Genomic DNA, 15922 nt, shown 5'->3' with positions numbered 1-15922 from the left:
TTTAATAGACCAGAAGCCCCGGTTTATGGAGTGAAGCAATGAAAAATGTACTGATTACCGGCTGTTCATCCGGCATTGGTCTGGCGTTGGCCCTGGAGTTGGATCAGAGGGGTTATAGGGTCTGGGCCACAGCAAGAAAGCTGGAATCAATCAGACATCTGTCAGATAAAAGTATCAGGACAGCAGAGTTGGATGTTACCGATGAAGACCAGGTTGGCAGGATACTGGCAGAGATTCAGGATGAAGAAGGTAAGCTGGATGTTCTGATCAATAATGCAGGCTATGGCGGAATGGGAGCAGTGGCTGAGTTACCCAGAGAAGAACTTCTGAAGCAATTTGAGACCAATGTATTTGCTCCGGTGTTGTTAGCCAATAAAGTTATCAAGGAAATGTGTACTAATAAGGAAGGAACAATCATTAATATTGGCAGTGTTTCAGGAGAAGTTACCACGCCCTTCTCAGGGCTTTACTGTGCTTCAAAAGCTGCCTTCAACGCCTTTTCAGATGCTATGAGGATGGAGCTTCAGCCGTTTGGCATAAGAGTTCTGACCGTATTGCCCGGAGCCATCAAATCCCGTTTTGCAGAGAATGCCAATGAAGCTCTTGACCGGGTTTTTTCAGAAGGCTCTCTGTATTTTCCTATCGAAGAGGGAGTCAGAGCACGAGCGAATGCCTCTCAGGATAGGCCCACCCCTGCCAAAAAAGTAGCATCAGAGATTGCTGCATGGCTGGAGTCATCAAGCCAGCAGGGCATTTTAAGAGTGGGCAATGGCAGTAGGGCGCTGCCCGGGCTCAAAAGATGTCTGCCTGTTTCATGGTTTGAGGCTATTCTCAGACGCAAGTTCGGACTTAGCCGTTTAACAGTTAAGTAATTGTCCTAAAAGTAGAAAAAAAGTGCATTTTGGCTTTGCCTTTCAGACGGTCCTGCTATAAAGTACGGCTCCGTTCGCAGCAACAGATGCGGGCGACGACAATGGTGAGGTGTCCGAGTGGCCGAAGGAGCACGCCTGGAAAGTGTGTATACGGAAACGTATCGAGGGTTCGAATCCCTCCCTCACCGCCAGTGAACAATTTAGTATTACGCGCTCGTAGCTCAGCTGGATAGAGTACCTGGCTACGAACCAGGCGGTCGTAGGTTCGAATCCTACCGAGCGCGCCATCTTCAGGAAGCCCTATTTTTATAGGGCTTTTTGTCGTTATGGGGGGTGGTTTTTTCTGGCTCTCTGTCTGTTTTATAGTCTTCCGGTGTCTTATAACTGAGTACTTGGAAAATTCTTAAAAAAGCCGATTTTTGGCCATTTTTGGGCTGTTTTTTCTCTCTCTTCTCTAAATAACGTACTTCGGCCACTTTGAAGTACGTTACTTGAATTCCTCTTTATAATCAGTGGGTTGCAGGTGGTTTTTGGTTGCTGGGACGGGTGTTGGGTTTGCACTTTTATAGCGGTGTGGGCGGGGAGCTGTCAGCAAACTTTTTGATTAAAAAAACAGGATAAAAAAAAGGGGGGGGAGTACATCAATCCTCCGGCATCCCCAAAGCCTTCTTCTGCTCAGACCAGAGCAGAGGAAAGGGCTTCATAAAATCAGCCAGCGTCAGGCCACCCAAGCTTCTGCCATCAATGATGGCCTCCTGAATCTCTGGCGACAGGGTGGTCAGGCGTAAGATCCGGGAGGCATAGCTGACACTGGTAATCCCTTCTTTCAGAGCCAACACTTTCAGGTGCTGCTCTTTCCCTGTTTCTAATGCCTTCAACCACCGATGCGCTCTGACCAGAGCATTCCTCAAAGCCGGATCGACCTCTTCCAGTGCCGGACGACCATCCGGGGTGGTGATCTGGCTCTTGCCCTTGCGGTTGATGAACTTAATGGGGATATGCACCAGAATGCAGTTCTCGTCTTCGAGATAGGTGCGGGTGGCTTTGCCAGTCACTTTTATGGCCATGTCACTTCTCCTTGTAGCTCATTGGTGATGGTGGGTATCCCTTCCTGGTGGAAGCGAATCTCAATGCCCTGCTGGTGGACGTCTATACGACTGACCAGTAGTTTCATTAAACGGCGCTGTTCTTCCGGGAACAGCAGGTTCCAGATGTCCGACAGATCGTTCAGGGCTTCTCGAACCTGATCTTCATTGAACGTGTCTTGATCCGTCAGCATCTGCCAGGTGGTGAAAATGATCTCTGGTTGCTTGAGTAAATCCCGGAGGTGTTCAACCACCAGAAACTCGATTTCTCTGGCTGGGAGGGTAGGCAGGGGCGAGTGTTTATGACCATGCTTCCGGGCCGTGCTACTGACGTAGTAACGGTGCAGTTTGCCCTTGCTGCGGCTGGCCGTGGGGATCAGGGCTTCCTGTTCAGGACCGAACAGAAAACCCCGCAGAAAGGAACGTGTGTTGCGGTGTCGGCTGTCTGACTGCCGGGTCGAGCTGTTGCCCTGGAGAATGGCCTCCGCCCTCGCCCAGACCTCCGGTTTGATGAGGGCTTTATGCTCACCCGGGTACCATTCACCCTTGTGTCCGATCTCACCTTTATAGAGGCGGCTCTTCAGCAGCTTGTATATGGCAGTGCGAGTGAACTTTTTGCTACCGGCGACTTGGCCACCCTTGCGCGGCAGTCGTTTGGTTCGAAAGCCCATCTCATTAATCCGTTCAGCGGTTTCAATCTGAGAGCGGGTTTCAATAAAAGTCTTGAAGATCTCCCGGATAATTACTGCTTCCCCCTCATTAGGGACCAGCTTGCGATCCACCACGTCATAACCCAGCGGTGGCGTCCCTCCCATCCACTTGCCTTTCTTTTTGGAGAGCAGGAACTTGTCCCTGATTCTTTCCCCAGTCACTTCCCGTTCAAATTGGGCAAAGGATAGGAGAATATTAAGCGTCAGTCGTCCCATGCTGCTGGTGGTATTAAACTGCTGGGTGACGGCGACAAATGACACCTGATGCTTGTCGAACACCTCCACCAGCCGGGCGAAGTCAGCCAGCGACCTTGAGAGACGATCCACTTTATAAACCACCACCACATCAATCTTTCCGGCTTCCACATCTTGCATCAGTCGCTGAAGCGCAGGCCGTTCCATATTGCCACCAGAAAAGCCGCCATCGTCGTATTCGTCCGGAACCAGAATCCAGCCTTCCTGTTTCTGGGAAGTGATATACGCTTCACCCGCTTCCCTTTGGGCGTGGAGTGAATTGAACTCCTGCTCCAGACCTTCTTCCGAAGACTTGCGGCTATAGACTGCACAGCGCTTGAGATCCTTAATCTTGCTTTTATTTCTGCCCATGGCTTTTTCCCCGCTCATGGCTGCTACCCTTCAGTCCGAAGAACACCGGCCCAGACCAGTGACTTCCAGTAATCAGCTTGGCGATCCCGGAAAGGCTCCGGTATATCTGGCCCCGGTATTCGAAACCTTCCCTGGTGACAATCACCTCGTGGGTTTCACCTTCATACTCCTTAACAATTCGGGTACCTGCTGGTGGCTTATTGACCCTGGCCTTGGGCACAGCTTTGTCTTTAGTCGATGGCTTTTGCAGTCGCTGTAATTGTTTCTTGTGCTTCTCGGAAAGGCTGCCCAGTTCCAGCTCCTGAACCCGGAAGGCCAATCTCTGTCGCAGCAGTCGTTTATTGAGCCTGGGGGCTTTGGTGCCATAGAGCTTTGGCCAGAGTTCCAGCAGTGCCTTGGTGGACATCTTCTGAATGGCAGCTACCTTGGCCGCCAGGCTTGACTGTTCCGATAATTCATTCTTCATTATTAGACTCCTGTCGTTGAAACGTATGAGACATACAGGCTCTGGTTCCGGCATTAGTCCAGTTATCTTTCTCTCTTTCGGTGTTTTCCCGCTCTTGCTGCTTCATATGGCGACGTTCAATACCGACAGCCAGAATCTGGCAGATAGCCAGGGTATTGGGATGCGGCTGATGGCTTGATAGGGTTTTGTTCATGGTCGGCTCCCATCCCTGGGTGGTGCGGATTTATTGATTATTGTCGGAAGCTCTGAAGCCTTTGTAAAAGGGCAATTTGACCCCGTTTGTACCCTCCGATCTGCTATCTGTTATCACTGTCTTTGAATGTACTCTATTGACCGAATAGCTGATTATTTATACAGTGTTTAATCCGTACGAAGTTAAGGGTTAACTCACGCCATGGCAAGGAGCCAGTATGAAAGCAGTCCAACAAGTACTGCAAGGCGCTGATCTGGAGTCAGATACCTTTTTTGAACTCTGCAAGATTGACCTCAACGCCGTCTCTCCGGGTACGACCCGCATCATTACTCCCAAAGAAGTCTACAAAAATATTCTGACGCTGGATGAGCAAGACCAGGCTCGTTTGGAGTATGTGGCTATCCGGATTGTTGATCTGGCCTGTGAGGTCGGACAACAGGTTATGAGTGACTTATCTCATAATTTCACCAGCAATCCATACGACAATGCCCTTCGGCTTCTGGCAGCGAATGAAAGCGACTTCAGGAAAGCAGAAGAGATCCGCTATGTGGAGTATCACCGACATCATGGTCGCATGTGGGATGGCTATTACCTTCCCACTCCGGTGCCTCTGGATAAAGACGTTGATCTGACTGATTTTGTGCAGAAGCTCAGAGATCAGTTCAACAATGACAAGCTGGTGATCAGGCGGCAGAAGCGACAGCGTCATAGTGACCATCAGGGTTTGGTCACTGTGTTGCAGTTCATCATTTATCGGGAAGGCTTACCGGTCAGCTTCGAAGTGCTCGATGAAGAAGGCAAGGATGTAGTACTGAAAACCATTCACCCCGCTCGTGAATACGCAGTGACGTATGAGCCGGAGACCGGTGTTATTGAGCTCTACGCAGAGCAGGTAGCCATTCGTAATCTGCTGAAGAAAGCCTTCTGTGAGTCGGTTCTGGAACAGGAAGACAGCCCTGAAAAGCTGAAGCTTAGGCAGATCAACCTGGAGATCTTTCGCCAGCGACCTGATTTTGAAGATAGCTTTGATCTTAAGCACGGAGTCATGGAAGTGACAGTCAAGAATATTGACATTCAGACATTGCCCGGGCGGGGTGGTGCGATCTTAAAAGCCACTTCAAGAAAATTCTTTGACAAGGATGTCTATCAAACCATCGAAGACCTTGGGATCAACCTTCTGAATCCGAACAGGCTCCATATTCGGGGCGTGACTCTGGCATTCCTTTGTGAAGCTGTGGGCAGCCTGCCGAAAGAAACGATCACGGTTAAGTTGAGAGCCCCCAACGGTTGTTCATTACGGGATCTGTCTCAACGAGAACGCTACTTGAATCATGATCTGCTGGTGCAGATGGGGGTTCTTCTGGAGGACAAGGATGATGAAGCGACAAGCGTTTGATTTTTTACAAAGTTGTTTTGAGGCAGCTGCGGATAGAGAGCGAATCAGTGAGCTGAAGTTCTATTACCCTGAGTGCTGGCAAGACATCATTGGCAATAATGCTTTTATCCCGAAAGGCCCTGCCGATGACCGGCTGATCATGGTGGATTATCCTGATGACTTGCAGGACGGCTATCGCCAGGTGCACAGGGTCAAGGATGAGTTTGTCTACTATTACAACGGCTGCCACAAGGTCACGGACGATGAATTAAGGATGTACAAATTCCGAATGGAGTGGTTCCCGGAATGGTTGGCTGAAAAGCTCAATCTGGATCAGGCAGAACCCATACTGGATGACCGGGTCTGGAAGTTGGGAGAGATCAAAGGCGTCACTGTATTACTGGTTCGAGAGCTGAACCCGAATTTTGATGACATTGCTGACTGTTTGTTTGCTCAATCCTTATCCTCCTGTGTAGTGATTTCCAGCCAAAAGCCCAAGTCCCGCTATATGATTTTACCTCCTGGGTTTCAGTTACTGCCTCTGGATGAGTTATTGCCGAAAGGTCCGGTCGCTGTCGACTATAATCGCTTTCTTTCGTATGTTGATCCGGATCAGGCAAGACTGGAGCGGGAAGGCATTATCTGGGATGAGCATAACGGGATACTGAGAGTGTTGGGCCTTGATCCCTGGCTACTGAAAGGTGGGCCAGCCCGTTGCCAGCTGGTGGATCAGTTGGTGCAGGCCGGTAAAAGAGGGGCTCCTCGAATTCTGACCCAGTTACTCCTGGAAGAGTCCAGTTCCAGTAATCTTAGCCAGTTCTTCCACAAGGAACCTCGCTGGAGAGATTTTATCGGCTACGAGCCAGGAGCTTCAGGACGATGTTGGTTAAAGGCTTTTGAAGAACTGGAGATGTTTCAAACATCTGAAGCTTGATCAATAAATCACAATGACATTAATACCGGCCAATGAGCCGGTTTTTTTTGCATTAATTTCAGCAAAAAACCTCCTCCTACAGTTTCTCCTACAGCTCCTACACTTCTCCTACAGTAACTCCCCCACTATCAGTCTTGCATGAACACGAAAAGCACGGAGGTCATCATGCAAGACACACTACCGGGAGCCGTTGCTCCTACACTTTGTCCTACACCTGAAAATCAGGTGGTTCATCTGGACTCACTCCAGCTGTCCAAACGCCTCAATATCAGCATCAAGTCTCTGGCCAGAATGCGTCAGGACGGCACCGGTCCCCGCTTTATGCGGATCGGAGCCAGAATCCTGTATCGCCTGTCGGATGTTCTGGAGTACGAGCAATCCCGGCTCTATAACGCAGTGGGCTCACCGGTGATGGAACAGGAGGGTGAGTCATGAGCAGTGAGCTGGAAAACATCCAGAATATGGGAATCGCAGAACTGGCAGCTCGTTCCGGAGCGGATTTGGCGACGTTGGTCGGGGATACGGAAAAAGCCCTGGCCCAACTCCAGCTGCAAAAAGACTGGCTGGAGTCAGTGATCGCGTACAAGTATGTCTACAAGGCTTCCCAGGTTCGAGCTCAGTTGCAGCAGGACTTCGGAACCATCAGTTTTGATGACGAAGGAACGCGTGTGCTGGTGGATTTGCCCAGAGAAGTCAGCTGGGACCAGCAAAAACTGAAGGCAATAGCCCAGCGCATTCAGGAACAGGGCGAAGACCCATCTGAGTTCCTGGATGTTCACTACTCAGTGCCTCAGGAGAAGTTTGATCTCTGGCCCCAAGAGATTCGTCGATCCTTCGAGCCAGCCTTGCAAGTGAAGCCAGGTCGTTGCACTTACCGGCTGGTGGGAGGTGTGAAATGAGCCTACCCATTCTCAATGCAGACCAGCGCAGCGAGGAGCATAAGGGCATCAAGTGCGTGCTGCTGGGCAACAGTGGGGTGGGTAAAACCACCCAGCTGTTGAGCCTTAACCCGGACACCACTTTGTTTGTGGATCTGGAAGCGGGTGATCTGGCGGTGCAGGAATGGCCCGGTGATGCCCTTCGACCAGCCACTTGGCCGGAGTTCCGAAACTTTGCCGTCTATCTGGCGGGTCCTAACCCAGCGCTTCGGGACGACCAGGTGTACTCGAAAGCACATTATGAGGCTGTGTGTCGCAAGTATGGTGACCCTGAGTCGTTGGAGAAATACGACACCTACTTTATCGACTCCATCACAGTGCTGGGCCGACTCTGCTTCCAGTGGTGCAAAGGCCAGCCCCAGGCGTTCTCCGAAAAAACCGGCAAGCCGGATACTCGAGGAGCCTATGGCCTGCACGGTCAGGAGATGATTGCGGCACTGACGCACCTGCAACATGCACGAGGCAAGAACGTGGTCTTTGTCGCCATCCTTGAAGAACGGGTGGACGACTTTAACCGCAAGCTCCACCAGCCCCAGATCGAAGGCAGTAAAACCGGCCTGGAGCTGCCCGGCATTGTTGACCAGGTGATCACCCTGGCCAGCCTGCCCGATGAAGAAGGCAACCTGCGTCGTACTTTTGTTTGCCAAACCCTCAACCCCTATGGCTACCCAGCCAAGGATCGCAGCGGTCGTCTGGATGTATACGAACCGCCCCATCTCGGACAGCTGTTTACCAAGATCCGCAGTGGGTCAAGGCAACCTGTCCAGTTTGAAACTCAACCTCAAGGAACGGAGAAATAACCATGAGCCAACAAAGAGCCATGACACGCTGGAACGACTTTAACGATGCTACCGATCAGGGCAGCTACGATGTCATTCCTTCAGGCACCCTGGTCAAGGTACGTATGACCCTTAAGCCGGGAGGCTACGACAATCCCGAAATGGGCTGGACCGGTGGTTACGCCACTTGCGGCGATACCGGGGCCATCTACCTCAATGCCGAGTTCACCGTGCTGGAAGGTCAGTACGCCAGACGCAAGATCTGGTCCCTGATCGGTATGCACAGCCCCAAAGGCCCGGAGTGGGAAAACATGGGCCGGTCCTTTGTCCGGGGTGTCCTGCAATCCGCCCGTAATATCAAGGCCGAAGATAACAGTCCCCCGGCTTATAAAGCCCGGCAGTTGAAATCGTTGTCAGAGCTGGATGGTATTGAGTTCGTTGCCAAGGTCAGTACTGAAAAGGATCAGTACGACGAACCCAAGAATGTCATTAAGCAGGCCATCACACCGGAGCACAAGCAATATGCCCAGCTGATGTTTGGTCAGAATGCTCAGGGCCAATCACCCGCTAATAATCAGCAGGGTGGCCACCCTCAGGCTCAGCTGCAATCCCAGCTCTACAGTCCTCCGGACTCAGCGCCTCACCCAGCTGAAAGCTACAACAACCAGTGGGATTAAGGCTCTAACGCCCACCTGCGGGTGGGCTTTTCCCTACAGGGACTGTGACAATGAAGAACAAATGGCTTGATTTTAACGATGCCCAAGAGCAGGGCACGATGCAGAAACGGGATGCGGAAGACGTTAAGCGTCGTATTCAGGAACGAATGCCAGAGTACCTGGCCTGGTTGTTACCCAATGGCAAAAAGCGAGGCCAGAAGTTTGTATTGGGCAACGTCCAGGGCAAGAAGGGCAAGAGCCTGGAAGTGGAGCTGGGCAGTGGACTTTGGCACGACTTTGAAAGCGGTGAAGGTGGTGACATTATCAGTCTGACTGCGGCGCATCAGTCTCTTGATGCTCAAAGGGACTTTCCAGAAATCATAGAGCTCATGGCGGAGTGGCTCGGCATGCCTTCATTCACGCCACCAGCTTCGGTTAGCCACCAGGAAGAATATGAAGACTTGGGTCATCACACAGGCAAGTGGGACTACCATGACCTTGAAGGCAACCTGATCGCCTGTGTTTACCGGTACGATACGCCAGAGGGTAAAGAGTTTCGGCCTTGGGATGTAAAGACCCGTAAAACCAAAGCCCCCAACCCCAGGCCACTCTACAACCAGCCAGGTATCAAGTTAGCGGACGAAGTACTGCTGGTGGAAGGCGAGAAAGCAGCACAGGCTTTGATTGAAAGTGGCTATTGTGCCACCACTGCAATGAACGGTGCCAAGGCTCCGACGGATAAGACGAACTGGTCACCTCTCACAGGCAAGCGTGTCATACTCTGGCCTGATAATGACGACGCTGGGCTGGAATATGCTTTCAGTGCGGCTAAAGCTATCGATGATGTCGGAGCTTTGTCTGTGGTGATTCTGAAACCACCGGCAGATAAACCTGAGAAATGGGATTCCGCAGATGCCGTTCAGGAAGGCTTTGATATTGATCACTGGATGGCCACAACCGAGCGGAAGACAATCAAATCGGCAGGCCTGCAACTTTCAGACTGGAGTGCGCTCCGTTACAAAGGTGTAGCCCCTGAGCAGCACTACCTGATTGAAGGCTCTTTTCCATTAGGTGTTGTCTCAATCCTTGCGGCTATGGGAGACACAGGTAAGGGAATGCTCACACTCAAGCTCGCACTGGAAATTGCCTGTGGTGAAGACCTGACGGTCGAGGTGTTTGGTGGCAAGGTCTTACAACATGGAACAGCTGTTGTTTTCACCTCTGAGGATGATCAGGCAGAAGTACATCGTCGTCTGCAAAAACTAGACCCGACAGACTTGCGACTGAAATCTCCTGAGAAACTCTTCATCATTCCATTACCTAATGCAGGTGGCCCATTCCCCATGGTCAGGGAAACTCCGGAAGGGCCAAGAACGACATCAGAGTTTACCCAGGTAGTCCGCCAGCTTCAGGCCATTGAAGATCTCAAGCTGGTGGTCTTCGATCCCTTATCCTCTTTTGTTCATGCCGATGTGAACGCTGACCCTGCAGTGGGTAGTTACCTGACGGGGCTGTTGGCGAACCTGGCCAGTGAAACGGGTGCCACTGTGATTGTGGTTCACCATATGCGCAAACCACCAGGACAGAAACCCATCGATAGTGCAGAACAGGCCAGGGATGCCATTAGAGGCAGCAGTGCGCTGGTAGATGGTGTTCGTATGGCTTATGCCCTCTGGCCTGCACAGGACCAGATCGTGCAGCAAACTTGTCAGACTCTGAACCTGATCCCCGAACCGAGAAGTTTTTACCAGGGAGCGGTGGTGAAATCCAATGGCCCGGCGGATCGGACAATTCGTACCTATAAACGCAACAGTATCGGGTTGTTGGAAGACTTGACCAGAAGACTTACGGGAGCAGCCTCATCCGACTATGAGTTGCTGGTCTCACTGTCGGGTGCCATCAGGGAAGCAGCCAGCCGTGGGCATCCTTATACGCATACCGGCGGTAATGGAATCTATAAACAGCGTCATCGTTTGCCCGAAGTTTTTCACCCCATGACTCGAGGCCGATTGGAATACTTGGTTCAAGAGCTTCTGAATGAGCGACCACCAAGAGTGGTAAAAGGTGTTGCTGAAGGCTCCCGTGAGCATAAGTGGTTGGACTCTCCCTTTGGACCCTTCGCTCTTGGTAAAGGACAGTTCGGCAAAGGAGCCGATTTTCCTTCCCGGGAAAGCTAACCAGCTTCTTGGGAAGCAAATGTAAAGATGACCTGAAACTGAGGGTATCTAATTGAAAAACAAAGAAAAACTGCTTCCCAAATTTTGCTGTGATCGTCGTATAAAAAAAGGTGGTCGATTTTCGGCTATCTCGGATTCAAGTGATTGAAAAATAACAATAAAAGTGATTTTTCTGATTGTAGGAAATGCTTCCCAAAAAAACAGAAATTCTTGGGAATTCCCAAGCATTTTGGGAATAGAGTCAACTGTAAGAACAGCGTCTAATTGCTTGAAAATCATATCAAAATGGGAATCAGGCAGAGTGAAAATGCTTCCCGAAAAGTCCGGGAACGGGAAGCAGATGGGAACGGTTAACTGATTGAAAAGTAATAAAAAACTGCTTCCCGGGAACGCCTTACTTATAAATAAGTAAGGGGGGAATATAAAGATTCCCCCCTTACTGAAGTGTTGAAGCAATTGCAGAAGCCAGGGAGGAAACATGCACACAACTGATGAATTGAGACATTGTTATCGGGAAGCCTGGCTGGTGGCACGACGAGTGTCGTCAGGTATTAATCTCCGGTACTCCGCTTTCTGGCCGGAGATCAATCCCAACCGCTGGGAGGTCTACCAGGGAGAAAACAAAATCCTGAGACTGCCTGAGCCCTCGGAAGACGAAGTGGATCGCATGGTGAAGTGTATGCGCTGGTTGCGATGGGTCAGCGAGGAGGAACGCAAGCTGATCTGGCTTCGTGCTTCGGGATTGCCCTGGCGAGTGATTGCTGACGACCTCGGGGTGAATCGAAAAACAGCCTATGGGCACTGGTGCAAGGCCATAAACCGGATTTCTATCCACATTTTACAAAAAAATTCAGGGTAATTTGACCCATGTAGAGTGTTTAAAGAGGTGTTTGTCTGTCGTTGTCGCTTAAAGTCCGTATATGGAGGATTGGACACTTTCGCCAAATTTGACAAGAATTAACGCTAAGCTCGAAGCGAAGTGCACCTGAACCTCACACCTCCCCGGTCTGAGGTTTTTTTACGTCTGGAAATCACGGAAGAACCATGTCCAGAATCCTTGTCGAAGCCATAGAACATCGCACCGTCGCCACCCTGGTGCCCTACGCCAACAATGCCCGGACTCACTCCGATGAGCAGGTGGACCAGATTGCCCGGTCAATCGAGGAGTTCGGGTTTGTCAATCCGGTGCTGGTGGGCAGTGACGATGTTATCGTAGCCGGTCATGGTCGTTTGATGGCGGCGAAGCAGCTGGGCATGGAAACTGTGCCGGTGATTGTGCTGGGGCACTTGAGTGAAACCCAGCGCCGAGCGCTGGTCATAGCCGACAACCAGATCACGGCCAACTCAGGCTGGGACGAAGAACTGCTCAAGCAGGAACTGGCAGAACTGGATGCTCTGGATTTTGACCTGGATCTGATGGGCTTTTCCGATGAGGAGTTGGAAGGTCTGTTGCTGGTGGACGAGCCTGAAGGGCAGACCGATGATGATGAAATTCCTGAACCGGAAGAGCATCCCGTCAGCCAGCTGGGTGATGTCTGGATTTTGGGAAGCCATCGGGTGCTGTGCGGCAGTGCTACCGAACAGGCCGATGTGGAAACCCTGATGGCAGGCCAGCTGGCGGATATGGTGTTCACCGATCCACCTTACAACGTTGACTACGCTAACCCTGAGAAAAACACCCAAGCCAAAAAAGATCGCCGGATCAAAAACGATAATCTCGGCTCTGAGTTCCACGCTTTCCTGCTGGCCGCCATGACCAACCTGATAGGGGTCTGCAAGGGGGCGATTTATATCTGCATGTCGTCGTCTGAGCTGGATACGCTCCAGAAAGCTTTCCGGGAAGCCGGTGGCAAGTGGTCCACGTTTATCATCTGGGCCAAGAATACTTTCACCCTGGGTCGTTCAGATTATCAACGGCAGTACGAGCCAATCCTCTACGGCTGGAAGGAAGGCAATGAACATTTCTGGTGTGGAGCCAGAGATCAGGGTGATGTCTGGTTCTTCAGCAAGCCTGCCAGGAATGACCTTCATCCCACTATGAAACCCGTGGAGCTGGTAGAGCGAGCTGTTCGCAACTCTTCCAAGACCCACGACATTGTGCTGGATCTGTTTGGCGGTTCCGGCTCTACGCTGATCGCCTGCGAGAAGTCACACCGGAGTGCCCGGCTGACTGAGCTGGACCCCAAGTATGTGGACGTGATCGTGCGCCGATGGGAGGAGTACACAGGCAAGGAAGCCTACCTTGAATCCAATAATCTGACCTTTGCCCAGGTCAAGGAAGACCGTCATGGACGAACTCTCAAGGCGACTGGATCAGATTGATTCCAAGCTCGACAAGCTGAGCGACGCAGTGTCTCGCCTGGCCATGATCGAAGAGCGGATTACTCACCAGACCAGCAATCTTTCCCGTCAGGATGAACGCCTGGACGAGCAGGAGAAACGCATCCGAAAACTGGAGTTTCAGGCCAGTCGCCGGGGTGTGATGTTGGGCTATATCGAGCGCTTCGGTTGGATCGTGCTGACCGCTGCTATTGGCCTGTTGGCTTACTTTCTTAAAACATAAACTCAGGGGATGAGTGATGGGCAAGCGTAAGGAAACCAATTACATCGTCGTTCATTGCTCGGACACCCGAGCTAACCAACACGTTACTTTTGAAGACATCAAACGCTGGCACACCATGGAACGGGCCTTTCTGGATATTGGTTATCATTGGGTGATTGAGCGGGACGGTTCAGTAAAGCAAGGTCGCCCTATTGAAGACTGGGGTGCTCATGTCAAATACCACAACCATGAAAGTGTGGGCATCTGTCTGGTGGGTGGCCTGAATGAACACAATGAGGCAGAAGATAACTTCACTCCGGAACAGAAGCGAATGCTGAAGCTTCTGGTGGCTGGCCATCAAGCTATTTATTCAAACGCTGTCGTGCATGGTCATCATCACTTTAGTAAGGTGAAGACCTGTCCCAACTTTGATGTGCACCAGTGGCTCAGACAGGAAGGACTGCTGGGGGGCAAACGGTGAGTCTGGTGGCTGCCATCCCGGTGATCGGGAAGGTCATCGACAAGCTTTTTCCTGATGCGAACAAAGCCGGGGAAGCCAGAGCGGAACTGAGCAAGATGCTGCTCAACGGTGAGCTGAATGAACTGGAGCAGAAGGCTGGCGTTGTTAAAGCCGAAGCTCAGGGTGAAAGCTGGCTGCAAAGGAACTGGCGACCCATGGTGATGCTGGTCTTTACGGCATTAGTCGTGTGTCGCTGGATGGGTTGGTCAGCACCGAATCTAACTGAGGCAGTGGAACTGAAACTGTTCAGCATTATCCAGATGGGTATTGGCGGATACATAGCCAGCCGTGGGCTGGAGAAGGTAACAAGAACATGGAAAGGCTGAGGCTTAATTTAAGCCGTTCTGAGAGCTTCTTTTTAAATGCAGGGAGCGTCTCGGGATCGAAGAGAACGATTGATAAGCGTCTTCTGACGGCTGTTCCGGGGTTCCTGGGAGGTGTCTTCCAGTGCGGGTATGCATCAGCGCGGAATAGCGCCAGCGACAGAGTGAAAATCGGGGTTGACAGTTAGGTTGACAGATTGGGCTTTAGCCCAGTAGTGGCGGGGCTTTCCGGTGTCAACCAGCCAAGGGTTTTGTCAACCAAACTGTCAACTTTTGCGTGTGGGATTGTCAACCTGGTTGACAGATCTGAAGTACAACTAAAACTTGAGTTCAACGGCAAGTAGAATGGAGCCTCTTATAATCGAGGCTCCCATAAGGAAAATGCCAGCCGCCTTGCAATTCAGGAGCGGGTGCTCATGCAGTCTCACCCTGAAAGAGCGCTTCCAGCCCGGCGGTGATCCGGTAAATGCGATCCTTGCCTTCGGGCTTCTCCGATTCAATGGTCAGTCCCAGTCGTTTTTTCAGGGCTCCGGCCAGGGTGCCGCGAACCGTGTGCTGTTGCCATCCCGTCTCGCGCATGATTTCGTGGATCTCAGCGCCCTCGGGTCGGCTCAGTAGCTCAATTACCTTGTGGAGTTTGGTGCCGGTGCGGATCTTGCCCTTCTGGGCAGGTTGGTCGTCTACCGGGAGGCCAATGGCTGCCTTGCCCTGCGGACTGATGTCGTAGGTGTCAGCCTTTTTCATAGGGATCAGAAAGCCTTTGCTGGTCAGACTGTCCAGCACTTTCTTCCGGGCACCACCCTTCAAGGTGAGTGCGGAGGTATGGAGAGTTCCTGTCTCAGCGGCTTGCTTCAGAACAGTCTCTTGGGTAGCAGTGAGTTTTGTCGTTTTCATGGTGCTTCTCCTTTTGGGGTTATTGTTTTTGGCCTTGTTTCAGGCCCAATTGATAAGCCTGTTCCAAAGCCTTTTTGACTTGCCAGACGGCGACTTCCTCGAAGTCTTCCGAAGTGTTTCGGGTTTTGAGGGTGTCTATTAGCAGGGTCTTTTGGGCGATGTTTTCCAGGGCTTGTTCGGTCTTCTTATTCATGGCCTGTTTCCTTTTTGATGCTTGTTTGCGTTATGTACAGTAAGGCTCCATAACCGGTGGTTATCAAGGAAAAAACTATTAATAATCAATAGGTTGTAGAAACAGGAGGGCGTATCCGGCCACGGCGGGACAGGGGAGGTTATACAAATCGCTATGACACTCATCTCGCAATCGGAATTCGCCAAACGTCAAGGCTGGAGCCGCCAATATGTGGCCAAATTGGTCAAGTCCGGCAAGATTCGCCTGCACAAGGGCAAGGTCAATCCGGATGAGGCCCTGAAGGCGATCCAGGCCCAGTCTGAGCCCTCGACTGTGCTGAGAAAACCTGCTTCCCAAGACCACTTGCCAGTGGCCCCCACTGATTCAAGACAGGCGGTGGATTTCGTTACGGCTCGCACCATGCGGGAAGCGTTCAGGGCCAAAATGGCCAGGATGGAGTATGAGGAAAAGGCTGGTAAGTTAACGGATGCGGCAAAAGTACGTGATGATGCGTTCCGGGCTGGGAGGATGCTCAGAGACGCATTATTGGGTATCCCAGACCGTCTGGCCGATGTTCTGGCTGCTGAAGAAGATTCACTGGCTGTTCGTCAGTTATTAGAAAATGAAATTGAACAGGCTCTGGAAAAATTGGCGAATATTGACTGAGAATTATTTTTTTA

20 protein-coding genes and 2 tRNA genes are annotated in these 15922 nt (G+C 51.4%); 16 read left to right on the top strand and 6 right to left on the bottom strand.

Annotated elements, in window-relative coordinates; translation table 11 throughout:
- The first annotated feature begins 38 nt into the window (after positions 1-38).
- The 3 genes from ACO6VG_RS02955 to ACO6VG_RS02945 all read left to right on the top strand — a co-directional run bounded on the left by ACO6VG_RS02955 (position 39) and on the right by ACO6VG_RS02945 (position 1159).
- Positions 39-872 (top strand): SDR family oxidoreductase, encoded by an 834-nt coding sequence (locus ACO6VG_RS02955; protein ID WP_422413095.1) that lies wholly within the window; start codon positions 39-41, stop codon positions 870-872.
- Between the two features lie 103 nt (positions 873-975).
- Positions 976-1063: transfer RNA gene (locus tag ACO6VG_RS02950), tRNA-Ser, on the top strand.
- A 19-nt stretch (positions 1064-1082) separates the two neighbouring features.
- Positions 1083-1159, top strand: a tRNA-Arg gene (locus tag ACO6VG_RS02945).
- 354 nt (positions 1160-1513) lie between these two features.
- Here ACO6VG_RS02945 and ACO6VG_RS02940 read toward each other — a convergent pair.
- The 4 genes from ACO6VG_RS02940 to ACO6VG_RS02925 are packed head-to-tail and all read right to left on the bottom strand — an operon-like array spanning position 1514 to position 3932.
- Positions 1514-1939: a hypothetical protein gene (locus tag ACO6VG_RS02940; protein WP_422472613.1), complete on the bottom strand. Its 426-nt coding sequence runs from the start codon at positions 1937-1939 to the stop codon at positions 1514-1516.
- On the bottom strand, positions 1930-3273 hold the full coding sequence (locus ACO6VG_RS02935) for a recombinase family protein (RefSeq protein WP_422472678.1): 1344 nt from the start codon (positions 3271-3273) through the stop codon (positions 1930-1932). Before ACO6VG_RS02935 ends, ACO6VG_RS02940 begins: the two co-directional genes overlap by 10 nt.
- Positions 3260-3739: a DUF2924 domain-containing protein gene (locus ACO6VG_RS02930; RefSeq protein ID WP_422135511.1), complete on the bottom strand. Its 480-nt coding sequence runs from the start codon at positions 3737-3739 to the stop codon at positions 3260-3262. Before ACO6VG_RS02930 ends, ACO6VG_RS02935 begins: the two co-directional genes overlap by 14 nt.
- Positions 3729-3932 (bottom strand): hypothetical protein, encoded by a 204-nt coding sequence (locus ACO6VG_RS02925; RefSeq protein ID WP_422472676.1) that lies wholly within the window; start codon positions 3930-3932, stop codon positions 3729-3731. The genes ACO6VG_RS02930 and ACO6VG_RS02925 overlap by 11 nt, the downstream gene beginning before the upstream one ends.
- 217 nt (positions 3933-4149) lie before the next feature.
- Between ACO6VG_RS02925 and ACO6VG_RS02920 the strand changes: the two genes are divergently transcribed.
- The 12 genes from ACO6VG_RS02920 (at position 4150) to ACO6VG_RS02865 (ending at position 14179) form a co-directional block, all read left to right on the top strand.
- Positions 4150-5328, top strand: coding sequence for a hypothetical protein (locus tag ACO6VG_RS02920; protein ID WP_422472674.1), 1179 nt, complete (start codon positions 4150-4152; stop codon positions 5326-5328).
- Positions 5306-6241 (top strand): hypothetical protein, encoded by a 936-nt coding sequence (locus ACO6VG_RS02915; RefSeq protein WP_422472672.1) that lies wholly within the window; start codon positions 5306-5308, stop codon positions 6239-6241. The genes ACO6VG_RS02920 and ACO6VG_RS02915 overlap by 23 nt, the downstream gene beginning before the upstream one ends.
- Before the next feature lie 165 nt (positions 6242-6406).
- Positions 6407-6676, top strand: coding sequence for a helix-turn-helix domain-containing protein (locus tag ACO6VG_RS02910; protein WP_317144893.1), 270 nt, complete (start codon positions 6407-6409; stop codon positions 6674-6676).
- Entirely contained in the window at positions 6673-7140 is a 468-nt protein-coding gene (locus tag ACO6VG_RS02905) for a hypothetical protein (protein WP_317144894.1), read from the top strand. Before ACO6VG_RS02910 ends, ACO6VG_RS02905 begins: the two co-directional genes overlap by 4 nt.
- Positions 7137-7979 carry an ATP-binding protein gene (locus ACO6VG_RS02900; protein WP_422139032.1) on the top strand — a complete coding sequence of 281 codons (843 nt, stop codon included), beginning with the start codon at positions 7137-7139 and terminating at the stop codon, positions 7977-7979. The genes ACO6VG_RS02905 and ACO6VG_RS02900 overlap by 4 nt, the downstream gene beginning before the upstream one ends.
- A gap of 2 nt (positions 7980-7981) precedes the next feature.
- On the top strand, positions 7982-8635 hold the full coding sequence (locus ACO6VG_RS02895; protein WP_422472670.1) for a hypothetical protein: 654 nt from the start codon (positions 7982-7984) through the stop codon (positions 8633-8635).
- Positions 8636-8685: 50 nt separating this feature from the next.
- A complete protein-coding gene (locus ACO6VG_RS02890) occupies positions 8686-10791 on the top strand; it encodes an AAA family ATPase (protein WP_422472668.1) in 2106 nt (701 codons plus the stop codon).
- Between the two features lie 478 nt (positions 10792-11269).
- Entirely contained in the window at positions 11270-11650 is a 381-nt protein-coding gene (locus ACO6VG_RS02885) for a DUF6362 family protein (protein WP_422472666.1), read from the top strand.
- 185 nt (positions 11651-11835) lie between these two features.
- The gene (locus ACO6VG_RS02880) at positions 11836-13113 is read left to right on the top strand and encodes a site-specific DNA-methyltransferase (protein WP_422472664.1); all 1278 of its coding nucleotides are present in this window, start codon (positions 11836-11838) and stop codon (positions 13111-13113) included.
- Positions 13079-13354 (top strand): flagellin, encoded by a 276-nt coding sequence (locus ACO6VG_RS02875; protein WP_317144900.1) that lies wholly within the window; start codon positions 13079-13081, stop codon positions 13352-13354. The genes ACO6VG_RS02880 and ACO6VG_RS02875 overlap by 35 nt, the downstream gene beginning before the upstream one ends.
- Positions 13355-13370: 16 nt before the next feature.
- Complete coding sequence (locus ACO6VG_RS02870; protein WP_422472662.1) at positions 13371-13814, top strand: N-acetylmuramoyl-L-alanine amidase; 444 nt, start codon at positions 13371-13373, stop codon at positions 13812-13814.
- Positions 13811-14179, top strand: a complete 369-nt coding sequence (locus ACO6VG_RS02865) for a 3TM-type holin (RefSeq protein WP_422472660.1) — start codon at positions 13811-13813, stop codon at positions 14177-14179. Before ACO6VG_RS02870 ends, ACO6VG_RS02865 begins: the two co-directional genes overlap by 4 nt.
- Positions 14180-14590: 411 nt before the next feature.
- Here the strand turns inward: ACO6VG_RS02865 and ACO6VG_RS02860 are convergent, their stop codons facing one another.
- Positions 14591-15070, bottom strand: coding sequence for a DUF3489 domain-containing protein (locus ACO6VG_RS02860; protein ID WP_422472658.1), 480 nt, complete (start codon positions 15068-15070; stop codon positions 14591-14593).
- A gap of 19 nt (positions 15071-15089) precedes the next feature.
- A complete protein-coding gene (locus ACO6VG_RS02855) occupies positions 15090-15263 on the bottom strand; it encodes a DUF6900 domain-containing protein (RefSeq protein WP_422472656.1) in 174 nt (57 codons plus the stop codon).
- 153 nt (positions 15264-15416) lie between these two features.
- Between ACO6VG_RS02855 and ACO6VG_RS02850 the strand changes: the two genes are divergently transcribed.
- Positions 15417-15908, top strand: a complete 492-nt coding sequence (locus ACO6VG_RS02850; protein WP_422472654.1) for a hypothetical protein — start codon at positions 15417-15419, stop codon at positions 15906-15908.
- Positions 15909-15922 lie beyond the last annotated feature (14 nt).

Origin of the sequence: Endozoicomonas sp. ALB032 (assembly GCF_049310125.1) — a bacterium.
In the GTDB taxonomy this organism is placed as follows: Bacteria; Pseudomonadota; Gammaproteobacteria; order Pseudomonadales; family Endozoicomonadaceae; genus Endozoicomonas_A.
The sequence above is the reverse complement of the archived record's forward strand: the minus strand, read 5'-3'. Positions and strand labels throughout refer to the sequence as shown.